This is a genomic window from Devosia sp. MC1541, assembly GCF_012847305.1.
Lineage (GTDB): Bacteria > Pseudomonadota > Alphaproteobacteria > Rhizobiales > Devosiaceae > Devosia.
In genome coordinates this window covers 87,479-113,621 of record NZ_JABBDZ010000002.1, presented here as the reverse complement: position 1 = coordinate 113,621, position 26,143 = coordinate 87,479, and the positions used below count along the sequence as shown (strand labels likewise).

At 57.0% G+C, this 26,143-nt stretch carries 27 protein-coding genes; 17 read left to right on the top strand and 10 right to left on the bottom strand.

All coding sequences use genetic code 11. The features are described 5' to 3' along the window. Nucleotides 1–273 precede the first annotated feature (273 nt). Entirely contained in the window at nucleotides 274–2,994 is a 2,721-nt protein-coding gene (locus HKD40_RS03300; protein WP_169194303.1) for a DNA translocase FtsK, read from the top strand. Here the strand turns inward: HKD40_RS03300 and HKD40_RS03295 are convergent. After that, complete coding sequence (locus tag HKD40_RS03295; protein ID WP_169194302.1) at nucleotides 2,988–3,299, bottom strand: hypothetical protein; 312 nt, start codon at nucleotides 3,297–3,299, stop codon at nucleotides 2,988–2,990. The two genes, HKD40_RS03300 and HKD40_RS03295, sit on opposite strands and share 7 nt — an antisense overlap. A 104-nt stretch (nucleotides 3,300–3,403) precedes the next feature. Here HKD40_RS03295 and HKD40_RS03290 point away from each other — a divergent pair, with 104 nt between their 5' ends. Beyond that, nucleotides 3,404–4,033: an outer membrane lipoprotein carrier protein LolA gene (locus HKD40_RS03290; RefSeq protein ID WP_169194301.1), complete on the top strand. Its 630-nt coding sequence runs from the start codon at nucleotides 3,404–3,406 to the stop codon at nucleotides 4,031–4,033. A gap of 46 nt (nucleotides 4,034–4,079) precedes the next feature. Here HKD40_RS03290 and HKD40_RS03285 read toward each other — a convergent pair whose 3' ends face one another. Then, entirely contained in the window at nucleotides 4,080–4,892 is an 813-nt protein-coding gene (locus tag HKD40_RS03285; protein ID WP_169194300.1) for an undecaprenyl-diphosphate phosphatase, read from the bottom strand. Between the two features lie 115 nt (nucleotides 4,893–5,007). On the opposite strand from HKD40_RS03285, the gene HKD40_RS03280 reads away from it, so the two are divergent. The 4 genes from HKD40_RS03280 to HKD40_RS03265 are packed head-to-tail and all read left to right on the top strand — an operon-like array spanning nucleotide 5,008 to nucleotide 8,295. Further along, complete coding sequence (locus HKD40_RS03280) at nucleotides 5,008–5,682, top strand: glutathione S-transferase family protein (RefSeq protein WP_169194299.1); 675 nt, start codon at nucleotides 5,008–5,010, stop codon at nucleotides 5,680–5,682. After that, nucleotides 5,679–6,800, top strand: a complete 1,122-nt coding sequence (gene queG / locus HKD40_RS03275; protein WP_169194298.1) for a tRNA epoxyqueuosine(34) reductase QueG — start codon at nucleotides 5,679–5,681, stop codon at nucleotides 6,798–6,800. Before HKD40_RS03280 ends, queG begins: the two co-directional genes overlap by 4 nt. After that, nucleotides 6,800–7,648: an SDR family oxidoreductase gene (locus HKD40_RS03270; protein ID WP_169194297.1), complete on the top strand. Its 849-nt coding sequence runs from the start codon at nucleotides 6,800–6,802 to the stop codon at nucleotides 7,646–7,648. The genes queG and HKD40_RS03270 overlap by 1 nt, the downstream gene beginning before the upstream one ends. Beyond that, on the top strand, nucleotides 7,645–8,295 hold the full coding sequence (locus tag HKD40_RS03265; RefSeq protein ID WP_169194296.1) for a GNAT family protein: 651 nt from the start codon (nucleotides 7,645–7,647) through the stop codon (nucleotides 8,293–8,295). Before HKD40_RS03270 ends, HKD40_RS03265 begins: the two co-directional genes overlap by 4 nt. 79 nt (nucleotides 8,296–8,374) lie before the next feature. Here the strand turns inward: HKD40_RS03265 and fabB are convergent, their stop codons facing one another. Then, a complete protein-coding gene (fabB, locus tag HKD40_RS03260; protein ID WP_169194295.1) occupies nucleotides 8,375–9,601 on the bottom strand; it encodes a beta-ketoacyl-ACP synthase I in 1,227 nt (408 codons plus the stop codon). A 78-nt stretch (nucleotides 9,602–9,679) separates the two neighbouring features. Beyond that, nucleotides 9,680–10,207, bottom strand: a complete 528-nt coding sequence (gene fabA / locus HKD40_RS03255; protein ID WP_169194294.1) for a 3-hydroxyacyl-[acyl-carrier-protein] dehydratase FabA — start codon at nucleotides 10,205–10,207, stop codon at nucleotides 9,680–9,682. 177 nt (nucleotides 10,208–10,384) lie between these two features. On the opposite strand from fabA, the gene irrA reads away from it, so the two are divergent. From irrA to HKD40_RS03230, 5 genes are all read left to right on the top strand, one after another. Continuing rightward, nucleotides 10,385–10,825, top strand: coding sequence for an iron response transcriptional regulator IrrA (gene irrA / locus HKD40_RS03250; protein WP_169194293.1), 441 nt, complete (start codon nucleotides 10,385–10,387; stop codon nucleotides 10,823–10,825). A gap of 84 nt (nucleotides 10,826–10,909) precedes the next feature. Next, nucleotides 10,910–11,821: an arylamine N-acetyltransferase gene (locus HKD40_RS03245; protein ID WP_169194292.1), complete on the top strand. Its 912-nt coding sequence runs from the start codon at nucleotides 10,910–10,912 to the stop codon at nucleotides 11,819–11,821. Between the two features lie 2 nt (nucleotides 11,822–11,823). Further along, nucleotides 11,824–12,429, top strand: coding sequence for a YdeI/OmpD-associated family protein (locus HKD40_RS03240; protein ID WP_169194291.1), 606 nt, complete (start codon nucleotides 11,824–11,826; stop codon nucleotides 12,427–12,429). Further along, nucleotides 12,426–12,965, top strand: a complete 540-nt coding sequence (locus tag HKD40_RS03235) for a DUF1697 domain-containing protein (protein ID WP_169194290.1) — start codon at nucleotides 12,426–12,428, stop codon at nucleotides 12,963–12,965. The genes HKD40_RS03240 and HKD40_RS03235 overlap by 4 nt, the downstream gene beginning before the upstream one ends. Next, on the top strand, nucleotides 12,962–13,858 hold the full coding sequence (locus tag HKD40_RS03230; RefSeq protein WP_169194289.1) for a ribokinase: 897 nt from the start codon (nucleotides 12,962–12,964) through the stop codon (nucleotides 13,856–13,858). The genes HKD40_RS03235 and HKD40_RS03230 overlap by 4 nt, the downstream gene beginning before the upstream one ends. A 169-nt stretch (nucleotides 13,859–14,027) precedes the next feature. On the opposite strand, the gene infC is transcribed toward HKD40_RS03230, so the two are convergent. Further along, entirely contained in the window at nucleotides 14,028–14,564 is a 537-nt protein-coding gene (infC, locus tag HKD40_RS03225; RefSeq protein WP_182396073.1) for a translation initiation factor IF-3, read from the bottom strand. A gap of 153 nt (nucleotides 14,565–14,717) precedes the next feature. On the opposite strand from infC, the gene HKD40_RS03220 reads away from it, so the two are divergent. Next, complete coding sequence (locus HKD40_RS03220; RefSeq protein WP_169194287.1) at nucleotides 14,718–15,488, top strand: alpha/beta hydrolase; 771 nt, start codon at nucleotides 14,718–14,720, stop codon at nucleotides 15,486–15,488. Here the strand turns inward: HKD40_RS03220 and HKD40_RS03215 are convergent. The 5 genes from HKD40_RS03215 to ubiE all read right to left on the bottom strand — a co-directional run bounded on the left by HKD40_RS03215 (nucleotide 15,485) and on the right by ubiE (nucleotide 19,697). Next, nucleotides 15,485–16,222, bottom strand: coding sequence for a HesA/MoeB/ThiF family protein (locus HKD40_RS03215; RefSeq protein WP_169194286.1), 738 nt, complete (start codon nucleotides 16,220–16,222; stop codon nucleotides 15,485–15,487). The genes HKD40_RS03220 and HKD40_RS03215 overlap by 4 nt on opposite strands. Then, nucleotides 16,223–16,684: a dUTP diphosphatase gene (dut, locus tag HKD40_RS03210; RefSeq protein WP_169194285.1), complete on the bottom strand. Its 462-nt coding sequence runs from the start codon at nucleotides 16,682–16,684 to the stop codon at nucleotides 16,223–16,225. Further along, nucleotides 16,681–17,307: a hypothetical protein gene (locus tag HKD40_RS03205; protein WP_169194284.1), complete on the bottom strand. Its 627-nt coding sequence runs from the start codon at nucleotides 17,305–17,307 to the stop codon at nucleotides 16,681–16,683. Before HKD40_RS03205 ends, dut begins: the two co-directional genes overlap by 4 nt. Before the next feature lie 84 nt (nucleotides 17,308–17,391). Beyond that, entirely contained in the window at nucleotides 17,392–18,930 is a 1,539-nt protein-coding gene (gene ubiB, locus HKD40_RS03200) for a 2-polyprenylphenol 6-hydroxylase (RefSeq protein WP_169194283.1), read from the bottom strand. Between the two features lie 2 nt (nucleotides 18,931–18,932). Then, the gene (gene ubiE / locus HKD40_RS03195) at nucleotides 18,933–19,697 is read right to left on the bottom strand and encodes a bifunctional demethylmenaquinone methyltransferase/2-methoxy-6-polyprenyl-1,4-benzoquinol methylase UbiE (protein WP_169194282.1); all 765 of its coding nucleotides are present in this window, start codon (nucleotides 19,695–19,697) and stop codon (nucleotides 18,933–18,935) included. Nucleotides 19,698–19,793: 96 nt separating this feature from the next. Here ubiE and mutM point away from each other — a divergent pair, with 96 nt between their 5' ends. The 5 genes from mutM (at nucleotide 19,794) to recF (ending at nucleotide 26,029) form a co-directional block, all read left to right on the top strand. Then, nucleotides 19,794–20,681: a bifunctional DNA-formamidopyrimidine glycosylase/DNA-(apurinic or apyrimidinic site) lyase gene (gene mutM / locus HKD40_RS03190; RefSeq protein WP_169194281.1), complete on the top strand. Its 888-nt coding sequence runs from the start codon at nucleotides 19,794–19,796 to the stop codon at nucleotides 20,679–20,681. 177 nt (nucleotides 20,682–20,858) lie between these two features. Beyond that, a complete protein-coding gene (gene rpsT / locus HKD40_RS03185; protein WP_169194280.1) occupies nucleotides 20,859–21,125 on the top strand; it encodes a 30S ribosomal protein S20 in 267 nt (88 codons plus the stop codon). Nucleotides 21,126–22,017: 892 nt separating this feature from the next. Beyond that, nucleotides 22,018–23,490, top strand: a complete 1,473-nt coding sequence (gene dnaA, locus HKD40_RS03180) for a chromosomal replication initiator protein DnaA (RefSeq protein ID WP_169194279.1) — start codon at nucleotides 22,018–22,020, stop codon at nucleotides 23,488–23,490. 202 nt (nucleotides 23,491–23,692) lie between these two features. Then, entirely contained in the window at nucleotides 23,693–24,814 is a 1,122-nt protein-coding gene (gene dnaN, locus HKD40_RS03175; RefSeq protein ID WP_169194278.1) for a DNA polymerase III subunit beta, read from the top strand. 96 nt (nucleotides 24,815–24,910) lie between these two features. Beyond that, nucleotides 24,911–26,029: a DNA replication/repair protein RecF gene (gene recF, locus HKD40_RS03170; protein WP_169194277.1), complete on the top strand. Its 1,119-nt coding sequence runs from the start codon at nucleotides 24,911–24,913 to the stop codon at nucleotides 26,027–26,029. Nucleotides 26,030–26,143: the final 114 nt, after the last annotated feature.

The window sequence follows — 26,143 nt, the reverse complement described above, 5'->3', positions numbered from 1 at the left end:
TGGCGTGCAGCTCGCGTCCCTCTTGGCATCAAGAGAAGCTTCCCACTCGCAATGGTCGAGCTGCACACCACTAACAAGTCCCTCGCTCTAGCCGAAATGCGTAGCACTTGTCGCGGCCAAATTGATTCTCGTCTTTATCGCCGCCAAGCCCCGCTAAACGCTTCAGGTCCTATCATTTTAGATGGTTAGCACCCGATTAACCCCACATGGTTAGCATAGGGCGCAAACGGCCCAGTCCGATGGTTTGAGGGCCGGCAACGAGTACGCGTATCCATGCCCAGCCATCCTCTTCCCTATGTCGAAGACACCAGACCCGTACCGCCACGCGGCAAAAGCGCAGGCAAGGTGCCAACGCCGCCGCCCGCGATAGCCATTCGCATCCCGCTTCGGGTTGCGGGCGCGATCCTGCTGGTTCTGTCAGCCATCATTCTGGCGTCGATGGCCTCATGGTCGGTCGATGATCCAAGCTTTTCGCTGGCGACGGCGAAATCGGCTGAGAATTGGTTGGGCTATCCCGGTGCGGTGATTGCTGACCTCGTGTTCCAGTTTCTGGGGCTGGGCGGCATTGTCATGGTTGTGCCGCTTGCTCTGTGGGGCTGGGCTATGGCGCGACGTCACTCGCTAACGCGAACCGGCTTGCGGGTGCTGTGCTGGTTGGGCGCAACTGTTTTGTCGACTGGCGTTTTCTCATTCGTGGCGATGCCACAAAGCTGGCCGCTGCCGACAGGCTTGGGTGGTCTCAGCGGCATGATGTTCAGCAATCTGGCGAGCACCATCGTGGGCGACGAGCCGCAGGCTATCACCTCGACTTTGTTCGCGATTATTTTGGCTGCACCAGCATTTGCACTCCTTTGGGTAGCCATGGGCCTCGGCACGACCGTCCCCGTTAAGCCCCAAAAGGGCAAAGCTGGTAGCAAATCGGCTCGCGACGAGGACTACGACGAGCCAGAAAACAGCCCGTTCCTTGATGTTGCTATGGGTGCAGTGGTCCATGCCGGCTATTCGATCCGCACCGCTTTCCGCCGGGCGCGGCAAAGCTATGCCGATCGTCAACGCGCCGACGACCATGATGCGGTTTACGATCACGACGAAGAGCCCTCCATGGAGCCCGCGCGCGCGGCTCAGCCTGCCTCGGCGCGCGAAGTCTTCCGTGAGCCCATGCAGCGCCGTATTCACGCGCCAGTTGATCACGATATCGAGCCTGCCTTCGGTGATGAACCGGCGGTGGCCGCGAGCCCGCGTGTCAATATGGGCCCGTCCTATGACGAGACCGCGATCGATTATCCAGATGATCTGGAAGATGGCGACGCGGGCTATGTACCGGACGCACCCGTTCCAGCGCATACCCAGCGCGGTGATTCTCGTTTCCAGGCCGTCGATCCCGTGGCGCCTCGTGTGACCGCTCCGGCGCCGCGCCCCGCTCAGGGGCAGCGCCAGTTCCGCGAAGCGCAGCCTTCTTTGCTCGATGAGCCACAGGGCTTTGAACTGCCAGCCCTCAGCCTATTGGCAGAACCGAAGCGGAGTGGACCATCTCCGGAGCATGATCCTATTCGCCTTGAATCGATGGCACGCCAGCTTGAGGCCGTGCTGCAGGACTTTGGCGTTAAGGGCGACATCATCAACGTTCGCCCCGGTCCGGTCGTCACCCTGTTCGAACTCGAACCGGCTCCGGGCATTAAGTCCAGCCGCGTGATTTCACTGGCCGATGACATTGCCCGCTCTATGAGCGCAATCTCTGCCCGTGTTGCCGTCGTTCCTGGCCGCAACGCTATCGGTATCGAACTGCCAAACCAGCAGCGCGAAACTGTGTTCTTCCGCGAAATGTTGGCCTCGTCCGATTTCGAAAAGATGAAAGGCAAGCTGCCGATCTGTCTGGGTAAGACTATTGGCGGCGAACCTGTTATCGCCGATCTCGCGCGCATGCCGCACTTGCTGATTGCCGGAACCACCGGCTCGGGTAAGTCCGTGGGCATCAACACCTTCATTCTCTCGCTGCTCTATCAGATGACGCCTGATCAGTGCCGCATGATCATGATCGACCCTAAGATGCTGGAGTTGTCGATCTATGACGGCATCCCGCATTTGCTGACCCCGGTCGTGACCGACCCGCAGAAGGCCGTCGTGGCTCTCAAATGGGCCGTGCGCGAGATGGAAGATCGCTATCGCAAGATGAGCAAGATCGGTGTGCGTAACATCGACGGTTTCAACCAGCGCGTAAATGAGGCAGCTGCCGAAGGGCGCGTTATCAGCCGTACAGTGCAGACTGGCTTTGATCGCGAAACCGGCGAAGCGATCTTTGAGAGCGAAGAGTTCAATCTTGAGCCCTTGCCCTATATCGTCATCATCGTCGACGAAATGGCCGATCTGATGATGGTTGCTGGTAAGGACATCGAAGGTGCGATCCAGCGTCTGGCACAGATGGCCCGTGCGGCAGGTATTCACATCGTAACCGCCACGCAGCGCCCATCTGTCGACGTCATCACTGGTACCATCAAGGCTAACTTCCCGACCCGTATCTCCTTCATGGTGACGTCAAAGATCGACAGTCGCACCATTCTGGGCGAGCAGGGCGCGGAACAGCTCCTTGGCAACGGTGACATGCTCTACATGGCCTCGGGCGGCCGCACCAAACGTCTACATGGCGCGTTCGTTTCGGATCTGGAAGTCGAATCCGTCGTCAATCACCTCAAGTCGCAGGGCTCGCCTGATTACCTCGAGAACATCACCGAGGAAGAAGAAGAGGGCGGCTATGGCGAAGGCGGTTCGAGCGAGGAAGGTTACGCCGGTTCTGGCGACGAGCTTTACGACAAGGCCGTACACATCGTCCTTACGGACAAGAAAGCTTCCACCTCCTATGTCCAACGCCGCTTGGCCATTGGCTATAACAAGGCTGCGACCCTGATTGAGCGCATGGAACGCGAAGGCGTGATCAGCCCGGCGAACCATGCAGGCAAGCGTGAAATTCTCGTCGGCAACAATGCTGACGGCTATTGAGCTGTCGCGCAGATGATCTCTTCGGGCTGCGCCTCAAACTGGCGCGGCCCGACCATCATGGTTCCCCCGTTTGACGCGACGTCCTTAATCCGTACGGCGAGAGTGCAGTCGCCTGAGGTGACGACATAGAGGTCGGGTTCAGTCAGCTCTATTGTGTCAATGATGTGCTGCACGCCCAAAACCTCGGTCGCTACGTTGAGCACGGCCACAAACTCGGCCTGTCGTTGATACTGCGGAGGAAGTGCTGCGTGAGCGGGGATTGTGGCAACGGCTGCTATAAAAATTGCCGAAATGATTGTTTTCATGACTTTAACTCCCCACATGCAAGCAGCATCGGAACCTTCCTGCTGTTGCCGTAATTGCTGACTAGGCTAGGTTTAGTCAAACGCCTCGAGAGGACAAGCTGCCAATGATTCGACGCCATGCTTTGATGCTCGGTTTTGCTGCCGCCCTAGTGTCAGCGTTTCCCGCTTATGCACAGCGCACGTTGACGCCAGAAGAGCAGCAATTGGTCAGTGAGATCAATGCGCACAACGGCGCCATCCGCACCATGGTCGGACGGTTCTTGCAGATCGATACCAATGGTGGCCGTAGCGAGGGGACCTTCTTCCTTGAGCGCCCCAACAAGATTGCGTTCCGCTATGCTCCGCCCTCGCGTGAGGAAATTGTCTCGCGCGGCAGTGGCTTTTACGTCGTCGATCGTCGGGAAGAGACGTATTACGCCTATCCGCAGGATTCGATCCCGCTGCGCCAGTTTTTGGGCACAGACATCAACATCCTGTCGGGCAATGTTGTCGATCTCACCACTACTGATGGGTACCTCAGTGTGACCCTGCAAGATCAGACCATCGCCGGGACGGTGCAGGTCTCGCTCGTCTTCGACACACAAACCAAAGATTTGGCACAGTGGACACTGGTGGAACCCAATGGCAGCCAGCTAACCTTCTCGCTGTACGATGTGCAGCAGGGCGTAGAAATCCCAGGCCACTTCTTCACCTTCCCGTCGACCTTCAAGGGACGGGACCCGGCCAAGAACTAGGCCTACTTCAGAAATGAAATCCCCGCTGCAGCGGGGATTTTTGTTTTCAGAGGCCAAAGCCGAGAATAGCGATGAGGCCTATTGTGCCAATCGCAATACGCCACCAGGCAAATGGCGCAAATCCGTGCTTGGAAACAAAGTCCAAGAGATACCGAACCACAATCGCACCCACGACAAACGCGGCGGCAAAGCCAATAGCGATATTGATGCCAAGGCTCGCGTCCAGCATGTCGCGGCTTTTGTAAAGGTCGTAGCCAAAAGCCCCAACCATGATCGGCAGCGCGATAAAGAAGGTGAACTCTGCGGCAGCGCGTTTGGTCGCGCCAAACAGCATTCCGCCCACGACAGTTGCCCCAGAACGCGAAACACCGGGGATAAGTGCAACCATCTGAAACAGGCCCATGATGAAGGCGAGTTTCCAAGGGAAGGCATAAATTACGTCATGCTCTTCGCGCTTTGGCATGCGGTCAACGATAAGCAAAATGATGCCACCGACGAGCAAGGAGACGCATATCACTATCGGCGTTTCGTAGATAACGGTCTGGATGAAATCGCGTAGCAAAACACCCGCCAAAGCCGCGGGAATGCTGGCTAAAATCACAGCTACAGCAAAGTGCCAAGCGTAGGCTTTGCCCTTCAAAGCGTCTGCGATGAGCAATGCGAGTTTGGCGAAATAAATGGTGACGACAGCGAGAATTGCACCGAGCTGAATGAGCACGATGAAGGTCGCTGGCTGGCTCCAGCCGAAGAAGTGTCCGGCCAAAAGCAGGTGCCCGGTCGAGCTGACGGGAAGGAATTCGGTCAGGCCTTCGAGAATTCCCAGTGCCAGCGGCACAAAAAGACCTTGATCCCCGTTCATTTCATCCCCTAACTCGTCCAAGAAGGCTTCAGTATGCCAAACCTCTTAGCCTTGTTCGCGAAACGCGCCAAGGCAGAGCGGCAGGCAGGTTGGCCCCCAACAGTAGAGCGTCCTTATGCCCAGCCTCGTGCACTACCCTCTTGATCCCTCATCCCGCCTGATCCGGCTGATGTGCGCGGAATACGGTGTGCCTCTGGACCTTGAGGAAATGCGCCCTTGGTTGCGTGAAGCAGAGCTACTGGCGGTTAATCCGGCCGCGACGCTCCCCATTTTGCTTGAAGGGGAAACCCCCATCGTCGGCATTTGGGCAGTGATGCATGCGGTGGAGGATTTTTATACGCCGGACACTGTTGGCGGATTGGTACCGCCCGACCCTCTTGCGCGCGCAGAGATGTGGCGCTTGGTTGAGTGGACACTGGTCAAACTCAATGAAGAAGTGACGCGCTATCTCTTCGAGGAAAAAATCTCCAAGCGCGACATACGCGGCGCAACGCCTGACCCTTCGGTGCTGCGGGCCGCTAAGGCGAACCTGAATGAGCACATGCTCTATTTCAACTGGCTTTTAGCCAGCCGTAATTGGCTCGCAGGTCCCGACATGACACTCGCGGATTTTGCGCTGGCAGCGCATCTATCGACGTTGGACTATATGGGTGACGTTGATTGGTCCAAGTCCGCTGAGACCAAGGATTGGTATTCGCGGATTAAGTCGCGTCCGGCGTTCCGCACCCTTCTCAATGATCGTGTCGTCGCCATGCCGCCATCGCGCGGCTATTCGGATCTGGATTTTTGAGTGACCTGAATGTCCTCGTTAAAGAGCTCAAGCATCGTGCCTCATCCCTAGGGTTCGATGCTTTTGGCATTGCGCCCGCCGATGCGCGGCCTGATCTCCCAGAAAAACTGCGCCATGCGATAGAGCAGGGCTATCACGCCGAAATGGAGTGGATGGCCGAAACTGAGGATCGCCGTGGTCATCCTAATCAGCTTTGGCCAGAGGCGCGCTCGGTCATTCTCGTGGGCATGAACTATGGCCCGGCGACCAATCCGATGGATTTGCTGGCAGAAAAAGACATCGGCATTCTGTCGGCCTATGCACGAAATCGCGATTATCACGAAATCATCAAGGGCAAGCTGAAAGAGCTTGCTGGCATTTTGGCCCGTCGGTCGGGGGCGGACGTAAAAGTCTTTGTCGACACCGCTCCGCTAATGGAAAAGCCGCTGGCCGAAGCGGCAGGCCTAGGTTGGCAGGGTAAACATACCGTGCTCGTCAGTCGCGATATGGGCTCATGGTCGTTCTTGGGCGCCATTCTCACCACGGCCGAACTGCCAGCTGATAAGCCCCACAAGGAAAGTTGCGGCTCCTGCACACGCTGCCTCGATACCTGCCCAACCAACGCCTTTCCGACACCCTTCCAGTTGGATGCGCGCAAATGCCTGGCCTATTATTCGGTCGAGCATAAGGGACAAATTCCGCGCGAGCTGCGTACGCCCATGGGCAACCGCATCTATGGCTGCGACGATTGCCTTGCTGTCTGCCCATGGAACAAATTTGCCAAGATCGCCCACGAAGCCAAGCTGATTGGTCGACCCGAACTGGAACGGCCGGCTCTGGCCGACCTCGTCCAACTCGATGACGAGGGTTTCAGGGAGATGTTTTCCGGCTCGCCGATCAAACGTATCGGTCATGCCCGTTTCTTGCGCAACGTTCTCATCGGTATCGGCAATTCGCAAAACACCGCCTATTTGCCAGCTATACGCCAGCGCCTGAACGATCCCTCCCCGCTCATTCGCGGTGCTGCCATCTGGGCACTCCGAAAGCTCGCTTGGGAGGAAGCCGAAGAGCTCAAGGCCAGTCGGCGCATGCCGGACGAGGACGCTGAAGTGGAGCGGGAGTGGGAAGGGCAGGTGTGATGCAGTTTTTGTTTTTTGGTTTTGGCTATTCCTCAAAAGCCAGTGCCGAGGCACTCAAAGCTATCGACCCAAGCGCCGTGCTCTTGGGCACCTCGCGGTCGCCGGGCTCGCCCCAGTCGGTTTTTTTTGATGGGACCAGTCCCAGCCAAGCTCTGAGTGAGTTTCTCGCCAATTCTGCCACCCACGTCGTTGGCTCCATCGGCCCGGATGCTGATGGCGACCCAGTACTGCGCCACCATCGCGACGACATTTTGAACGCGCCCGATGTCAAATGGCTGGGCTATTTCTCTACCGTCGGGGTTTATGGCGATCGCAATGGCGCTTGGGTCGACGAAACAGCCCCGCTAGATCCCGAAAACCTCCGGTCGCAATGGCGAGTTGCGGCGGAGGCTGAATGGCAGTCCTTAGCCGCTGAAAAAAATGTTCCGCTTTTCATCCTGCGCCTTGCCGGGATTTACGGCCCCGGCCGTTCGGCTTTTGACAAGCTGCGCGACGGCACCGCCAAACGCGTCATCAAGCCGGGCCAAGTGTTCAATCGCATCCATGTCGCCGACATTGGCCGCGTGACCGCCTTGGCCGCAGAGCGCGGGCTGGGTGGCGTTTTCAATCTTGCCGATGACGAACCGGCGCCACCACAGGATGTCATCACCCACGCTGCGTCCATGCTGGATGTCCCAGCACCGCAAGAGGTTCCGTTTGAACTGGCGAACATGTCGCCCATGGCGCGCAGTTTTTACGCAGACAGCAAACGCGTCGCCAACAGCGCCATCAAGCAGGCCCTGCAAATTGAATTGCTTTATCCAAACTTTCGCGTCGGATTGGAAAGCATTTTAGAGAGTGAGCGATGAGCCCAACACCGGCCAAGCCTATTGAGCGCGTTGTGCTTGAGGGGCGTTACATTCGCCTAGAACCGGTCGAACAGCGCCACGCTTCGGAGCTTTTTGCGGTCTCGTACACGCCAGATGCTTCGGCGCGCTATCAATGGTTGCCCAGCAATCCACCCGAAACGGAAGATGCGGTCGCGCAATGGATCAAACACGCCAATGCGGGTGATGACATCTATTATGCGGTTATCGACAAAAGCACGGGCAAGGCAGTTGGTCGTCAAGGCTGGATGCGCACACGCCCTGAGCATGGTTCGGTGGAAATCGGTGGGATCTACTGGGGACTTCCCATGGCCCGCTCACGGCTTTCGACCGAAGCGCTTTTTCTCTTCGCTCAGCACGCCTTTGATGACCTCGGTTATCGGCGTTTTGAGTGGAAATGTAACAATCGCAATGAACCTTCTAAGGCGGCCGCTCAGCGCTTTGGCTTGCTGTATGAAGGCCTGTTCCGTAATGACATGATCGTTAAAGGCGAGAGCCGGGATACGGCTTGGTTCTCAATTATTGATAGCGAATGGCCAGTGATCCGCGCTGAGTTTGAGCGCTGGTTGGACCCGGGCAATTTTGACGATTTGGGTCAGCAGAAGTCCAAGCTGGTGACCAGGCGCTAGTGGCGAGCGGCAAGGCAAAGGCCAAAAAAGTAAACCCGGGTTTTGGCCCGGGTTTTGTATTTCGTAGATATTGGATCGCTTAAGCGTCTGGGTGCTTAAAGACCAGAGCGGCATTTGTGCCGCCGAAGCCGAACGAGTTCGATAGCACATAGCCCAGATCGACATTGTCGCGACGCTGACGCAGAATTGGCATGTCGGCCATAGCTGGGTCGAGGTCAACGATATTGGCGCTTTCGGCAATGAAGCGGTGCTTCATCATCAGGATCGAATAGATCGATTCATGCACGCCTGTCGCGCCTTGGCTGTGGCCGGTAAGCGACTTCGTGGCAGAGATTGGCGGGCAGCTGTCTTCGTTGCCGAAAACATTGCGCAGCGCTTCAATTTCCTTGAGATCGCCCACTGGCGTCGAGGTGGCGTGTGGGTTGATGTAATCAATCGGTGCTTTGACATTGGCGAGAGCCAAACGCATGCAGCGTTCCGCGCCTTCACCCGATGGGGCAACCATGTCCAGACCATCAGAGGTCGCGCCGTAACCCACCAACTCGGCCCAAATCTTGGCACCGCGAGCCTTGGCGTGTTCGTACTCTTCGAGCACGAGAACGCCTGCGCCACCAGCGATAACAAAGCCATCGCGGTTCGCGTCATAGCAACGCGAGGCGACCGATGGGGTCTCGTTATACTTCGAGCTCATCGCGCCCATGGCGTCGAAGAGGTTCGACAGCGACCAGTCGAGATCTTCGTGTCCACCAGCGAACATGATGTTCTGCTTGCCAAGCATGATCTGCTCAGCGGCGTTGCCAATGCAGTGCTTGGACGTCGCGCAGGCTGCGGTGATCGTATAGTTGATGCCCTTGATGGCAAAGGCCGTCGCCATGGTTGCCGACGCAGTCGAGCCCATTGCCTTTGGCACCGCCAGAGGCCCAATTCGCTTGGGACTAGTGTTTTTGCGGGTGATGTCTGCCGCGTCAACGATTGTGCGCGTCGATGCGCCGCCCGAACCCATGACAATACCGGTCATCGGGTTCGACACGTCGCTTTCAGACAGGCCAGCGTCAGCAATTGCCTGCTGCATGGCCATATAATTCCACGCAGCACCCTTGCCCATAAAGCGGGTGACGCGGCGATCCAGAATTTCGAACGGATCAATGCGTGGATCGCCCTTTACCTGGCTACGGAAGCCCAGTTCGGCATAATCCTCGGCAAAAACAATGCCTGACTTTGCTGTGCGCAGGCTTTCAGTGACCTCATCGAGGCTGTTGCCGATCGGGGAGATGACTCCCATTCCGGTTACAACAACACGTCTCATTTGGTCCTCATCAGGTCGTATACAAAGTTCGCCATGGGGCGGGCGAATCCTTTTCCCGGTGCTAATCCAGAAATGGGCTTAGCGTTTTTGTTCAAGCAGTTGCGAGTCGGTGAACAGGCCAACGCGCAAATCCTTAGCTTCATAAATGAGCTTGCCATCGGCCTTCACCCAACCGTCAGCAATGCCGAGGGTGAGCTTGGACTTCAGAACCCGCTTCAGATCGATACCATACTCTACCAGCTTGACGTCATCGGTCACCTGACCGGTGAACTTGATCTCGCCGCCAAGAGCACGGCCTTTACCTGGCTGACCGAGCCAACTCAGGAAGAAGCCAGTCATCTGCCAAATTGCGTCAAGGCCAAGGCAGCCCGGCATAACCGGATCACCAATGAAGTGGCACTTGAAGAACCAGAGGTCTGGATTCACATCGAGCTCAGCGCGCACCATGCCCTTGCCATAGGCGCCGCCATCCTCGGAAATTTCGGTGATGCGATTAAACATCAGCATTGGCGGCGCAGGTAGGCGCGCATCGCCCTGACCGGGCAGTTCACCGCGGCCATGGGCCAGCAATTCTTCATAATTAAATGCGTGTTGCCGGTCGGCCATCAGCACGTCCCCACTAAAATTCAAGCCTTGTCTCGTATAGGGGCTCCCCCGGAGGGTCAAGCCAGCCGGTAGGCTTACTCAGTAACCTTATACGGGCCAGAGCTTGTCTCCGCAGCCGTCCGGCACTATAAAGAAGGCAGGATTTCCGGATGCAAGAAGACGACTAGTTCTCGCCACATGCACGATAGCAGCCTAGCCGCTCGGCCTCAATCGCACAGACCATGTTTGACAGCAGTTCTGCGAATGGCAGGATTGCGCCCTACGCGACAGCGTGTAGCGCTGGCTGAACTCCTGTTTAATGGCCCACACCGGCACGTTAGCGCCGAGCAACTGCATGACGAGGCGGCCACTGCCAGCGTCGATGTATCGCTCGCGACAATCTACAACACGCTGCATCAGTTTCATGAAGCAGGCTTGCTGCGTGAAGTCGCGATTGATGCCTCCCGCTCCTATTTCGATACCGACACCTCAGATCACCACCATTTTTACGTGGAAGACGAGCAACGGATGATCGATATCCCCGCTGATTCGGTGATCTTCAAGTCGCTACCTGCGGCGCCTGAAGGCATGGAAGTGGCGCACGTTGATGTCGTCATCCGCGTCCGCAAAGCGATCTAACGAGCAGCACAGAGCAATGCTGTGATGAACCATTACAACCCCGTGGCGTTGCCAAGGGGTTCTTTTTTGCCCTTCTGAGCAACTGTGACTTTTGCCAAGAGGGTGGTAAAAGAGACGCGATATAAACAGCGGCAAGGATGGCTTATGGCTGACAAGGTCAATCTCAAAGCCTATTTCGACCGAATCGGATTTGCTGGATCGATCGCCCCCACTCTGGCGACACTTGAGGCGCTTCATGCGCTCCATCCAGCGGTCATTCCCTTTGAGAACCTCAGTCCATTGCTCGGTGTGCCTGTCGCGCTAGACCAGCTAAGCCTCGAGAAAAAGCTGCTGATTGATCGGCGCGGTGGGTATTGCTTCGAGCACAATACGCTTTTGCAGCGTGTTTTAACCGATCTCGACTACACGGTCCGGCCGTTGCTGGCGCGCGTGGTCTGGACGGATGAAACTGGAAGGGATCGGCCTCCGACCCATATGCTGCTGCTGGTTGAAATTTCTGGCCAAAGTTACATTGCCGATGTGGGCTTTGGTGGGTTGTCGTTGTCTGCGCCTTTGCGGTTACGAGCCGATGTCGACCAGCAGACCCCTCATGAAGTGTTCAAGCTGATCCAATCGGATGGACAGTGGACGCTGCTTGTTAAAATCAATGATGACTATAAGCCGGTTTATGTCTTCACCACCGAAACGGTGAACGAGGAGACCATCGCGGCGATCAACCATGAGATCGCGCTTGGGGACGGCAGCCCATTTACAACAGAGCTGCGTGTCGCCCTCGCTCCGCCTGGGAAACGCCTGAAACTGCACAATACAAGCTATGCCGAGCAGGTTGTGGGCGAGGCGCCAGTAAAAACCGAACTCACCGCCTGGCAGGATATCAAGCAGGTCCTGACTGCCGATTTTGGTTTAGTTCTGCCCGAGCCCGATCTCATTGACCCCATTCTGGCGCGGTTTGCACCACCAAGACCGGTAGTCGATCCAGTGACAAGCGAAGCCTAACGATGGCGCCGGTCGTTGTTGCTCAAGAGGCACTGCGAGAGTTTGTGAGCTTTCAGGAGTTCTACGACTGGCTGGCGAACCACCACGATCATGACGCAGAAATATGGATACGGATTTTCAAAAAATCCTCAGGTCGCGCCACAATTAGTCCAGTAGAGGCGATAGACGCGGTTCTCTGCTGGGGATGGATTGATGCGATTAAGAAGAGCTGGGACGACGTCTCCTTCGCGCAGCGTTATTGTCCGCGCCGAAAAAAATCCGTGTGGAGCCAGGTCAATCGAGACAATGTCGCTCGGTTAAGTGCGGCGGGGCTGATGACACCATATGGACTCGCTCACGTGGAGACCGCCAAAGCGGACGGTCGCTGGGACGCGGCTTATGCTACGACACAAGAGGCTCCCGACGACCTCCTTGCTGCAATTGCCGCCAATCCATCGTCACAACGACAATATGATATTCTCACCGCCCAAAACCGCTTCGCTCTGATCTATCGCACAAATGGGGCTAAGACGGCCGTGACGCGCCAGAAGCGGATAGCGCAATTTGTCGAGATGCTGGCGCGCGGCGAAACGATCTATCCGCAAAAAGCGCGATGGGCTGAGACATGAGTGTCTGGGTGGGATTGCTGCAGGGCGTCAATGTCGGCAAGCGCCAGATGAAAATGGTGGAGCTGAAGGCGGCGCTTGAGAAGGCCGGATTTGAAGAGGTGCGAACCATATTGGCGAGCGGCAATTTCTGCGCTCGATACGACGGGAGCGAGGATGAAGTGAAAGCGAGAGCAGAGGCAGCGCTGGCTGCTGCTTTCGAGTTTCCGGTTCTCGTTGTTGTTCGCACCGGTCACGAGCTTGAGGCCTTGCGCGCGAGCGAGCCGTTCGCATCGCTTGACCCCAATGCAGACCTTACCCGGCATGTTGTTTTCTTCGACGCGCCGCTGCCGTCTGAGGTGAGCGTCGAAAGCAGGCCGCGCGATACCGAAATCTTGCGCATTACCGAGCGTGAGATCATCATTGCGGCTTATCGCCAGCCCAATGGGCGCTATACAGAGAATGTTGAAGCGGTTCTCAAGCCGCTCTACCGGGCCTTGGGAGACACTAGGCTCAGCACCATGCGCAACTGGAACACAATAGAAAAGCTGCTCACGTGATTACTGTTTTTGGTTCTACCAATCTCGACCAAGTCGGCACTGTGACCCGTCTGCCCAAGCCCGGTGAAACTGTGGCCGGTGGCACCTTCTCCATGGCCCCAGGGGGAAAAGGCGCGAACCAGGCTTTGGCCGCTCGTCGCGCTGGTGCGGATGTTCTGCATGTCTCGGCAGTCGGCGACGACGCCTTTGCAGGCATGGCGCTTGAGTTATTGGAAAAGGGCGGCGTTGACCTGTCGCAGCTGCGTAAGGCGCAAGCGGCGACCGGCATTGCTATGATCTTTGTCGACGCGGATGGCGAGAACGTCATCGCTGTTCTGCCCGGTGCCAACGGCACAGTCAGCGCAGCGGATGCCGACACAGGGCTGGCTAGGCTCTCGGCCAACGACACTCTTCTCGTGCAGCAAGAAGTGCCTCAGGCAGCGACCCGGCGTGCGCTTGAAATTGCCCGCGAAAAAGGTGTGCGCAGCGTGCTCAACACCGCGCCATTCCTCGAAGACACAGTGGAGCTCGCCCCGCTTGCCGATATCGTTGTGGCCAATGAAACTGAGTTTTCTCTGCTCTCGGGTCGTCCGATTGAAGAGTTGGATGCCGCAATGGCCGAATGGGCTGACAAGACTGGCAAGACCATTGTTGTCACCCTGGGGCCTGACGGTGCGCGTGCGAATGGGCCAGAAGGCGTCATTTCGGTTGCAGCTCATAAGGTGACCCCTGTCGATACCGTTGGCGCCGGTGATACCTTCTGTGGCTATCTTGCGGCAGCACTCGACGCAGGTTTTTCGCTCAAGGACGCGATGGCGCGGGCAGCAATTGCCGGCTCGCTTGCCTGCCTCAAGGCTGGTGCCCAGCCTGCCATCCCAACCAAGGCAGATGTCGAAGACATTCTGGGCGCTTAACAGTTGGGCCTCAGATGCCTTATTGATCCCCGCGCGAGCGGGGCTTTTTATTTTTAAGGATCACATTTGCGGCATGGTGCAGGTCTGCTCCTTCGCCGCGTAATGGCGCAGCCAATAAAAAAGCGGGCCCGAGGACCCGCTTTTCAAAACTCGTATAAGTCGGTGCGACTTATTTTGGTGCCAACACCATGACCATCTGACGGCCTTCGGCGCGTGGCTGAGATTCAACCTTAGCAACAGCTTCAGTCTGTTCTTTGACCTTGATGAGCAAGGCCATGCCCAGATCTTGGTGTGCCATTTCACGACCACGGAAACGCATCGTGACTTTCACGCGGTCGCCGTCTTCGAGGAAGCGCTGCACAGCCTTCATCTTGGTGTTGTAGTCGTGGTCATCGATGTTCGGACGCATCTGAACTTCTTTGACTTCAATAACCTTCTGCTTCTTGCGCGCTTCCGCTGCCTTCTTTTGGGCGGCGTACTTGTAGCGGCCAAGATCAAGCATCTTGGCGACCGGCGGCTGCGAATTAGCGGCGATCAGAACTAGGTCAAGGCCAGCTTCCTGCGCTTCGGCGAGCGCTTCGCGGGTGCGGACGATGCCACGATTCTGGCCTTCCGCATCAATGAGCTGAACGTCGGGGCTAGTGATGTCCTCGTTTGCAAGCGGCCCATCTTTCTGGGGCGCAACGGGTCTCATTGGACGGCGAATGGCAAGCGTTCCTTGTGCTATTATTAGGAAGGGCTGAAATCGGCCCTAAAATCGTGCTAGCTGCGTCATAAGTCAACAGCCGAAGCAGTTGATTTATGCGCTCAATGGCATGAAATCCATTGCTGCTCTATCACAAAATCGACCAAGTCACGCATGAGTTCCTTAAACAAACGCATTATTACCCTTGGTAACGGCTCTGAAGCCCGAGAAATCGCCTCATTGCAGCGTGACGGACACGGCCCCGGGCTATTTTGGATTAATGGTTTTCGATCCGTTATGACCGGCGACAAGGCAACAGCCTTGGATGCGTTTGGGGCAGAAAAGGGTCTTTCGGTCACGCGGTTTGACCACGCTGGCATTGGCGACTCGCCCGGAGACTTTAACGCGGGAACCATCAGTCGCTGGCTGGAAGAGGCCGAGGCGGCGTTTTCGACGACGACGGGACCGCAGATTGTTGTCGGCTCGTCCATGGGCGGTTGGTTGGCGCTGCTGCTCGCGCGTAAACACCTCGTCGAAGGAAAACCTCTAAAAGGCCTCGTCTTGATCGCTCCTGCGGTCGATGCCACGGAAGTGTTGATCCCGGCGCGGCTTAACCCAGAAGAGCGCGCGTTGATTCTCACTCAAGGCTATTATGACCATGTCAGCGCCTATGGAGACGGCAGCTATCGCTATACGCGAGAACTGCTCGAAGATGGGCGTAATCATTTGCTCTTGGGCAATGTGATTGAGACGGGGTGTCCGGTGCATATTCTGCAAGGCGGTTTAGACACAGACGTGCCGCGGCAGCATGTCGAAAAACTACTGACCCATATTCTGCATGACCCGGTGACGTTCTCTTTGATCCCCGATGGCGACCATCGCTTATCGCGGCCTCAGGATCTGGCCCTCTTGCGCGCGGCGCTAGAGCCCATGATTGCCTCTTAAAGGGCAATCTCGGTAAACCGCGCGTCCTTGGCGTCATAGAGCATCAGCCGACCGATCAGCGACGTGCCAACACCGCTGACGAGCTTAATGGCCTCCATGGCCATCAGCGTGCCGATGACGCCGGTCACCGGACCCAAAATGCCATTGGCCTCGCAGGAGGGGAGGGTGTCGTCATTTGCTTCATCGGCAAAGAAATCGCTGTGCCTGGGGCCGCCCAGATGAGGTGCAAAGACGGTGAGTTGACCTGAAAAACTCGAGACGGCACCAGAGACGAGCGGCTTTTGCAATATTTCGCAGGCGTCTGCCACGGCGCGGCGTGTGGCGAGGTTGTCCGTGCCATCAAGCACGATGTCATAGGGCGTGAGGAAGCGCTGCGCGGTTTCAGCCGTGAGCATTTCGGCAAAAAGCTCGAGTGCGACATGCTCATTGAGTGACAGGGCAAAGCGGCCAGCGCTTTCCGCCTTATTGATTCCAATACGAGCCGTGTTGTGCACAATCTGCCGCTGCAAATTGCTCAGCGAAACACTGTCGGCGTCGAAAATGCCCAAGCGGCCAATACCTGCGGCCGCGAGATAGGCAATGGCGGGGCTGCCAAGGCCGCCCGCGCCAATAATCGCTATGCTTGCGCCCTTGAGCGCTTGCTGCCCCGCACCACCAAAATCTTTGAGCACAAGATGACGCGCATAGCGCTTGGTCTCGTCAGCAGAAAGATGGGGCGGGGTGTGGGGCGTCATTTAAGCCGTGCCGGTTGATCCAAAGCCACCTGCGCCACGCACGGTCTCGTCGAGATCGGTCACGACCTCAAAGCGAGGCTGCACCACAGGGGCAATCACCATCTGTGCAATGCGTTCGCCGCGCGTGATGGTGAAGGGCACATCGTTGGTATTGAGCAAGATCACCATAACCTCGCCGCGATAATCAGCGTCGATCGTGCCTGGAGAATTGAGGACTGTGAGACCATGCTTGGCCGCGAGACCCGAACGCGGGCGGACTTGCGCTTCATAGCCTGCGGGAATGGCCATGGCAAAACCGCAAGGAATGATGGCGCGCCTGCCGGGCAAAAGCTCGACAGGCTCAGTTTCACCAACCGCAGCTCGCATGTCCGCCCCAGCCGCTAAAGCAGACTGATAGGCCGGGAGGGCAAGGCCCTCGCCATGGGGCAGGAGTTTAAAGCGAACGGTCAGGTCTTGTGTCACGGAGTGCGTACCAGTGCGTAATATTCTTTAGGGAATTCGGTGTCGCCCGCGAGGAGCTTGGCGAATTCGAGTTCGAGGGAAACCGAGGTCTTGTCGTCAGACACGGTCATATTGGTGTCGAGGATCTCTTCGCCAATAATGGTGAAGGTGATGGCATGGCCTTCGAACATAGCAACCATCATCGCCTTGGTGTCCGCATCCATTTCTTCCTCGGCACCCAGCTGCGCGTTGAGTGCGGACATCGGCATAGACACGCGGACGGTGCCGTCGTCCTGAGCGGCGAAGTGAATGCCACCTTCTTCTTCGTTCTGCGCGTTTAGCTCGTCGAGCGTGCCGTGCATCATTTCAACGCAAACAGCGCTGCCATCGGCGTTTTCCGTCAAATCGCCTTCCGCACAGAAGGACTCGCTGAATTCGCCCATGGCGTCGTCGCCGTCGGCTGGCGCTTCGGCCTCGGCGGCCTTGATCATGCCGTAGAAGTCCGCACCCATAGTCGTCGTGGTCATCACATGGGCGGTTTCGCTATCCATGAACGAAACTTCTACGTCGGCGTCCATGCAGCCAGCCAAGCCAGCGCCAAGCAGTAGGACCGCGGCGAATTTGCCAACAATGTTCGAAGTCATGGGTATCCCCCCATATTGAAATTAGCGGGCAAATTATTGTGGGCGTGCATTTTGCGCAAGACGATGCGCCGCCAAGCCGATGTGTTAGTTTATGAAGTGGCCAATCAGCACAAGAATAAGAATGAACCCACCCATTTGTAGCCCGAGCGACAACGCTTGCGAGAGACGGTTGTGCGGGCGATTGAGGAACGCGCGGTGCTCTTCCAGCGTCGCTTCAGCTTGCGCGATCAAATTGGGCACACGCCCCGCCGCTTCATAAGCGCGGGTGAAGTGACCATAGAGATCTTCTAAGCGCCCGATCGGGCCTTGTTCACGGCGCAACCAATCGCCAACCACAGGCTCTGCCACGGTCCAGATATCGAGCTCTGGATCAAGTGTACGAGCGACCCCTTCGACCAGCACCATCGACTTTTGCAGCAGCACCAGCTCCGGACGCGTCTGCATTTGGAAGAGGTCGGTGATGGTGAAAAGCTGGCCGAGGACACGCGCCATGGAAATGTTCTCGGCAGTGCGCCCGTGCAGCGGCTCGCCGATGGAGCGAATGGCAAGAGTGAAATCATCCACCGATTGGCTCGGTGGAACATAGCCAATGTCGAAATGGCGCTGCGCTACGAGACGATAGTCGCGGGTGATGAAGCCATAAAGAATATCGGCCAGGAAGCGACGCTCGCGCATCGACAGGCGTCCCATAATGCCGAAGTCGACAGCGATGACATCGCCGCTCTTCGGGTCGGCAAAGAGATTGCCAGGATGCATGTCGGCATGGAAGAAGCCGTCACGAATAGCGTGGCGCAAGAATGACTGCAGCACGTTGGAGGCGAGTTTTTTGCGGTCGATGCCAGCGGCGTCTATCGCCGCGTGATCGCGAATGGGAATGCCGTCCACCCAAGTGGTGGTCAGCACATTCTGCGCGACATGGTCCCATTGTACGTCCGGGATTTGGAAGCCGGCGTCGTCTTTAATGTTCTCGGCCATTTCCGAGATGGCCGCAGCCTCAAGGCGCAGGTCCAGCTCAAGGCGCATAGAATGGTCGAGTGTTTTGACCACTTCTGTCGGGCGTAGACGTCTGCTCTTGGAGGAGAAAGTCTCAGCAAGGCGCGCACCGGCGTAGAGTGCGTCAGTGTCGGCATGAAAACGCTCAGAGACGCCGGGGCGGAGCATTTTGACGGCGACAGTTTTCGGCAGCTCACCGTGTTCGACGAGCTTTGCCCTATGCACCTGCGCAATCGAGGCAGCAGCAATGGGGCCGCTCATTTCGGTCAGTTGGTTGGCTTTGGGGCCCAGCGCCTCAGACAAAATTCCGGGCACCAGCTTTTCGTCAAAAGCGGGCATGCGGTCCTGCAATCCGGAAAGTTCGGCCGCCGCCTGTGCGCCGACAATGTCAGGACGCGTTGCTAGAGTCTGACCAAACTTCACAAAGCTGGGGCCCAGCTTGTGGAGTGCCGCGTTGAGACGCTCGACGCTCCCCGTTTTGCGCACAGAGGGGCGCTCGACGATGCGCCCCATGCGAATCCCCAGCCTCATCATTGGCGGCAACGATTCGCTTGGGAGCACCGATAGGGCGCCTTCGCGCGCCAGAACCCAGCCAGCGTTGAGCAGACGGAAATACGACGTCAAAGCCATGCTTAGAGTTTCCACCCGGAGAAGAGGGTGGCGATATTGCCTGTCATAGAGGTGTGCTTGACGCGTTTGAACGCGGCCTGGGTCATCATCGCTTCAAAAGCGGGCGGGTTCGGGAACTTCCGAATCGATTCGATGAAATACTGGTAGGGCTGTGCGTCGCCCGTGACGAGCTTGCCCATCGGCGGAATGACCGTGTCGGAATAGAATTTGTAGACCGCGTCAAAGCCAGGGACATCCACTTGGCTAAATTCGAGCACCAAGAGGCGTCCGCCACGCTTCAAAACGCGATGGGCTTCGTCGAGTGCCCGCTGGATACGCGGCACATTGCGAATGCCAAAAGCGATTGTATAGGCGTCAAAGCTATCGTTCTCGAAGGGCAGTTCTTCGGCATTGGCCTCAACAAAGCTCACCTGATCAGGATAGCGCCACGTTTTGGCACGCTCGGCGCCGACGCGCAGCATGTCCGAATTAATGTCAGAGACGACGACAGAAGCGTGGCCGAGCGATGAATTGATGATGCGCTCGCCAATGTCGCCTGTGCCGCCCGCCATATCGAGCACACGATAGGGACGCGAGCCAGACTTGGGCGGCGCCAGTTCGGCGACCAGAGCGCTTTTCCAGAGGCGGTGGACGCCGACACTCATCAGATCATTCATCAGATCGTAGCGGTCCGCTACGTCATGGAACACCTTGTTGACGAGGCCCTGCTTTTCTTCCAGCGGGACTGTCTGCTCGCCAAAATGTGTGGTTTCGCGTGGCTCTGTCATGGCTTGGCCTCGATAGTCGGTTTTGCGCGCACCATATATAAAGCCCAACAAAATGCCCATGCCTGTTCGGCAAGAGGGTGAAGGAGTTTAGAGACGATGCCGGAATTGCCAGAGGTAGAGACTGTTCGCAGAGGCTTGGAGCCTTGGCTGACGGGCGCGCGCTTTGAGGCTGTCACGCTCAACCGCCCGAACCTGCGCTTTCCCTTCCCGGTCAGTCTGAAAGAACAGCTCGAAGGGGCGACTGTGCTCAACGTTGGGCGGCGCGCAAAATACCTTCTTATTGCGCTTTCAAACGGCCACACCTTGCTCAGCCATTTGGGCATGACCGGGTCATGGCGCTTTGCCGAACATGGAATCGATAAGCCTCCGCGCTATTACGAACCGGGCACAGAGCCCAAGCATGATCACTTTGTCGCAGAGATATCTCATCCAGAGCATGGATCGAGCCACCTCATTTATGCAGACCCGAGGCGTTTTGGCTTTCTCGATCTCTTTGAGACCGGCGCCGACAATGCCTATCTTTTGGGAATCGGTCCCGAGCCTTTAGGCAATGATTTCAATGCTGAAGCATTGGTCAGAGGCTTTTTCGGTAAAAAAGCTCCGGTCAAAGCTGCGCTGCTCGATCAACGAGTCGTGGCGGGCCTGGGTAATATCTATGTGGCGGAAGCCCTTTACCGCGCTCATATCTTGCCAACTGTTGAGGCGAGATCTTTGGTGACACCGAAAGGAAAGCCCAAAAAAGCACTAGAGGATCTCACTATTGCTGTCCGTCAGGTGTTGACGGAAGCGATCCATTCCGGGGGCTCGACCTTGCAGGATTTCCGCAATGCTGAAGGTGGAACTGGCTATTTCCAGCATAATTTTGCCGTCTACGATCGCGAAGGGGAGCGCTGCCGGAGCGCCAATTGTGCGGGTCAAGTTCAACGCATTGTGCAATCAGGGCGCTCGACTTTTTTCTGCCCTTCGTGCCAGAAGAGCCATTAGCGCATTTGGTATGCGGCAGAGCAGCTCTCAGGGTTTGAATCCAGTTGACGCTCCACTGCCAATCCCCTATAGCACCCCGAACTTGGCGGCATCTTGCTGCCGCATTCATTTTTCCCGGTGGGCCGGACGCGAGCAATTCGCGCTGAGTTTGCCGGCTGGACGATCAAGAGGACCGACATGGCCAATACGCCGTCAGCCAAGAAGGCGACCCGCAAGATTGCTGCTCGCACCGCGATCAACAAGTCGCGTCGCAGCCGCGTACGTACCTTCATCCGTAAGGTTGAAGAAGCAATCACCGCTGGTGATCACGCAGTAGCATTTGCCGCTCTCAAGGTTGCGGAACCAGAAATCAATCGCGCTGCGACCAAGGGCATCGTTCATGCCAACTTGGCAGCTCGTAAGGTTTCCCGCCTGAACAGCCGCGTTAAGGCTCTCGCAGTCTAAGACGCGGGGCTCCGCGGCGCCACTCGGCAGACGCGGGACGTCAGAAAATTGGGCTCCTTAGGGAGCCCTTTTTGTTGGTGAGTCCCGGGAACGCTTTTCTGTCATCAATCTGTAATGTGTCGATCTACGGACACGACTGCACGATCCGGAACGGATCGGGCACAGGCTGTTTTATTCCTTTAGGGCAGCGGGTTGATGCGGTTAGCGGTTGCGCCGAGTATGCTGCGGCAAAGCGACTTTCAGAGCTAGGCCGAATAAATTTTTCACCTTTATCGTTCAGCTAAGGTTTGGAATCTGCTTTGAGTCACAAGCCCTTGCTGAGAGGGGCTTTTGAGAGGCGGGTGACGTGAAAAAATGAGGTTCGGAGTCAAGCCCCTATTTCAACGATTCACGTGTTGCGGCATGAAAACCGTCACTCTAATGTACCTTGGTCAGCGGGAGAAAACGGAGCCTGAGTACAGGAGCCGACCCAAAGATAAGCCCAGTTTGGGTGAGGGTTTGGGGTGGTACTTTTGACGGCCTCGTCAGAAGGAATGCCAGAGTTAGATTGTTTTGGCGGCAGCGTAGCGTAACGCCGTCGGGTCATTCGAGGTTGGCAGAGCGTAGACCTTCGGCCGGGTAGGCCGGATCAATAAAAGGTCAATAGGATAACGGCGACTTCTGTCGGCCGGGGATTTTATTTGTGCCCGAATTCGGGCGCAACGGCGAAGCGTTGCTTCTGGCGGAAAGCTGGCGCGATGCGAATTTGAACACTACTGCCGGGCTTTGCGGATCCGGCAGAACAACCATGGGGTCACGACCAATGATGCGACAGGCGACCGCGGGCAGGGATGACTTGGCTTTAGCTAGCGACCCCTCCTCTACTATTTTGAACAAAGGCGGCGATTCTGTTATGTCGGGCACCCAAGACTCTTCCGAAAATCAGCGCGAACTTTGGGTTCGTGTGCGTGCCCGTCTGAAGGCATCTGTCGGTGAAGACGTCTTTACCTCCTGGTTTGCGCGTCTCGAACTTGAAGAAATCGTCGAAGATCTGGTCCACTTGAGCGCGCCAACGCGTTTCTTGTGCTCGTGGGTTCAGTCCAATTATTCCGATCGTATCGTTGAGGCTTTCCGCAATGATCTGCCTGATGTTGCCCGCATCCAGGTGACCATGCGCGTCAACGGTCAGGTCAAGCGCATCATGCCGGTCGTTGAAGCGCCTGCTCCAGAAGCGCCAGTGCTGGAAATCGCCCACAGCTCAAGCGCTGCCGCATCGCCTTCGGCATCCGCTGCTGCCCAGCCGCGTCTTGTGCCGCAGAGCACAGCAAAGAATGGTGACGCCCTTTCGGGGAGCGCGATCGATCCGCGCATGACCTTCGAGACGTTTGTCTCAGGCGAAGCCAATGACATGGCCTTCGGTGTGGCCAAGCAGATTGCCAACGCTGCGATCAACAATACCGTAACCTTCAATCCGGTCTTTATTCATTCCTCGGTCGGTCTGGGTAAATCGCACCTTCTCAATGCAATTGCGCATGCTGTTTCAGAAGCCGATCCGTCCAAGAACATCGTCTATCTGACCGCAGACCACTTCATGTACCACTTCATTACTGCCGTTCAGCGCCAGTCCGCGCTCGGCTTTAAGGAATGGTTGCGCCGTGTTGATCTGTTGCTGATCGATGACATGCAGTTCCTGCAGGGCAAGTCGGCGACCGAGTTCGGTCACACGTTGGGCACTCTGCTCACCGGCGCCAAGCAGGTTGTTGTGGCGGCCGACAGCCCGCCGCGCGATCTCGAAATGCTTGATGATCGCGTTAAGTCGCGTCTGTCGGGCGGCTTGGTCGTTCCAATCCAGAATTTTGATGTCGAGCTGCGCCGCGCCATCGTTCAGCGTCGTGCTGATCAGGTCAATTCGCGCTTTGGCATGCAGTTCCCAACGGCGGTCATCGACTACATCGCACGCGCTGTGAATAGCCATGGTCGTGACCTCGATGGCGCCGTGAACCGTCTCGTGGCTGCAAATCAGCTGACCGGTGAGTTGATCACCGTACCGCTGGCCGAAAAGACCCTCGCCGATCTCATTCGTGCTCGCGATGCCAAGCGCGTCCGTATCGAAGACATTCTCAAGATCGTCTCGCGCCACTACAAGGTGCCACGTAACGAGCTTTTGTCAGCCCGTCGTTCGCGTGACGTTGTGCGTCCGCGCCAGATCGCCATGTTCTTGGCCAAGGCGCTCACCCAGCGTTCGCTGCCAGAAATTGGCCGTCGCTTTGGCGGTCGTGATCACACCACCGTTCTTCACTCGGTTCGTAAGGTCGAGCAGATGATCAAGGACGATGTGGAATTGGGTCAGGAAATCGAGCTCTTGAAGCGCATGCTTGAGGAATAAGCCTCCTCGTCTGACACGCAATCAAAAGGCGGCCTTAGGGTCGCCTTTTTTCGTAAGTGCGGGTTGTGGATGGCGAGAAAATGAAGCCCTGATCCACAGCTTGCAGAGGAGTGGTCTTGCCAATTTGCGGCGAAACTGTAAACGTCCCAGACCCGGCCATCGGCCGGTGTTTGCAGCAGCGTACCGCCAGGATTAGCCGGATATGAAAGTTACCCTCGAACGCAATCACCTGCTCAAGTCGCTGAGCCATGTGCATCGGGTGGTCGAGCGCCGTAATACCTACCCAATTCTGGCCAACGTGCTGTTCAAGGCCAGTGAAGATCACATCGAGTTGCGGGCGACCGACCTTGATATCGAGGTCACCGAAAGCGTGCCTGCCATGGTCTCGACCCCAGGGTCGACCACCGTTCCGGCTCACACCCTATATGAAATCGTGCGCAAGCTCGCCGATGGTTCAGAAGTGAAGCTCGAAACCGACGGTGGGGACAATATGGTCCTGACCTCTGGTCGTTCGCGCTTTAACTTGGCGTGCCTTTCGCCTGACAGCTTCCCCGATCTCAAGTCGGGCACATTCGCGCATGAATTCGACATCGCAGCGTCCTCGCTGCGTGAATTGATCGAACGCACACAGTTTGCGATCTCAAACGAAGAAACCCGTTATTATCTCAACGGCATCTACTTCCATGCCATTGAAAACTCGGCGACCGGCAGCCTCTTCCGCGCTGTTGCTACGGACGGTCACCGCATGGCCCGTGCTGAAATCCCAGCGCCAAATGGCGCCGAAGGCATGAGCGGCATTATCGTCCCGAAGAAGACCGTTGGCGAAGTTCAAAAACTTCTCGATGGTGTTGATGGTGACATCCACGTTGAAGTGTCGGACACCAAGATCCGCTTCACGGTCGGTCCTGTGGTGCTGCTCTCCAAGCTCATCGAAGGCACCTTCCCGGACTACGATCGCGTCACGCCAAAAAACAACGACAAGCTGATGATCGTTGATAAGGCGGGCTTTGCGACTGCAGTTGACCGTGTGTCGACCATCGCTTCGGATCGCGGCGGTAAGGCTGTAAAGCTTCAGGCCTCTAATGGCCTTCTCGAACTCACTGTGACCAATCCGGATCACGGGACGGCAAGCGAAGAAGTGGCGGTTGAGTTCGACGTCGAAGGTTTTGAGATCGGCTTCAATGCCCGTTACCTTCTCGACATCATCACCCAGATCCGCTCTGAAAGCGCCGAGTTCCTGTTTAACGATGCGAACTCGCCAACGCTGGTGAAGGAAGAGGGCGAAGCCAATGCGCTTTATGTCCTCATGCCGATGCGCGTCTAAGAGGCTTCTGCGTTAGAGCCATCTCTTGACTAACAGGACCTCTCCCGTCGGGGGAGGTCTTCCGATTCAAAGGCCTAGTGGGAAAGGGGCTAGAATTTGATCCGCCATCTTTCTCGTATTCGCCTTACCGCCTTCCGGAATTATGCGAGCGCCGCGCTCGACATTGATGAGCGCCATGTTGTGCTCACAGGCGCAAACGGTTCGGGTAAAACCAATCTGTTGGAAGCGGTGTCTGTTTTATCGCCCGGTCGCGGATTGCGCGGGGCCAGCTTTGACACGCTCCAGGGTTACGGCTCAGATCTACCGTGGGCCGTCGCCGCGACGATTGAGACCGAGCTGGGTCCCACAGATATTGGCACCGGCGCCTTGGCCGACGGCGGTCGTCGCGTGCGGATCAATGGGGCCAATGCGCGCTCCATTGAGGCCATGAGTGACTATATGCGCGTGCTCTGGCTCACCCCGGCCATGGATGGGCTTTTCTCGGGGCCCGCAGGCGAACGGCGGCGGTTTCTCGATCGCCTGGTCACGACACTCATCCCTTCACACTCCTCCGCAGTAACTGACTTTGAAAAAGCCATGCGGCAGCGCAATAAGCTGCTTGAAGAGGGCGGGGACGCGCGTTGGCTTTCGGCGGTCGAGGCGCAGATGGCTCAGTTCGGCGCATCGGTCTATCTCAACCGAACTGACAGCCTACAGCATCTTCAGGCCCTGATCGTCGAAAGTGTTGAAGAGGGTAGTTTCCCCGCAGCCCAGTTGTCGCTGACGCCCTTGTTTGACGATGTGGCTGTGCCTGAGACGTCTGCTGACCTTGAAAGTCTTCTGGCGCAACGCTGGCATGATTTGCGGGGTCTAGATCGTGCTGCAGGACGCACCACATCAGGACCGCATAGGGTGGATCTCGAAGTCGTCCACAGCCAAAAGGCGATGCCTGCCGCCTTAGGGTCTACTGGAGAGCAAAAGGCGCTCCTGATCGGGCTTATTTTGGCTCACGCCCGTTTGGTGCGACTGCGCACCGGGATTGTCCCTTTCCTGCTTCTTGACGAAATTGCCGCTCATCTCGACCCAGATCGCCGCCGGGCCCTTTTTGCAGCCCTTGATGGGCTCGAAACGCAGTGTTTTTTGACGGGTACAGACCCTATTCTCTTCGAGGCGCTCGAAGATCGGGCACAAAGAATTACCGTGCGTGATGGGCGCTTGAGCCTTCATTCGCACTAAGCTGCGAGAGGGTGCGGCAATAACGGGCTCAATCCCCGGTCAAACACCGTCAAAGTGCCAATTTCCTTGGGGTTTGCGCCCCTTTGGGCTAGTACTAAAGATATCTGAAATCGA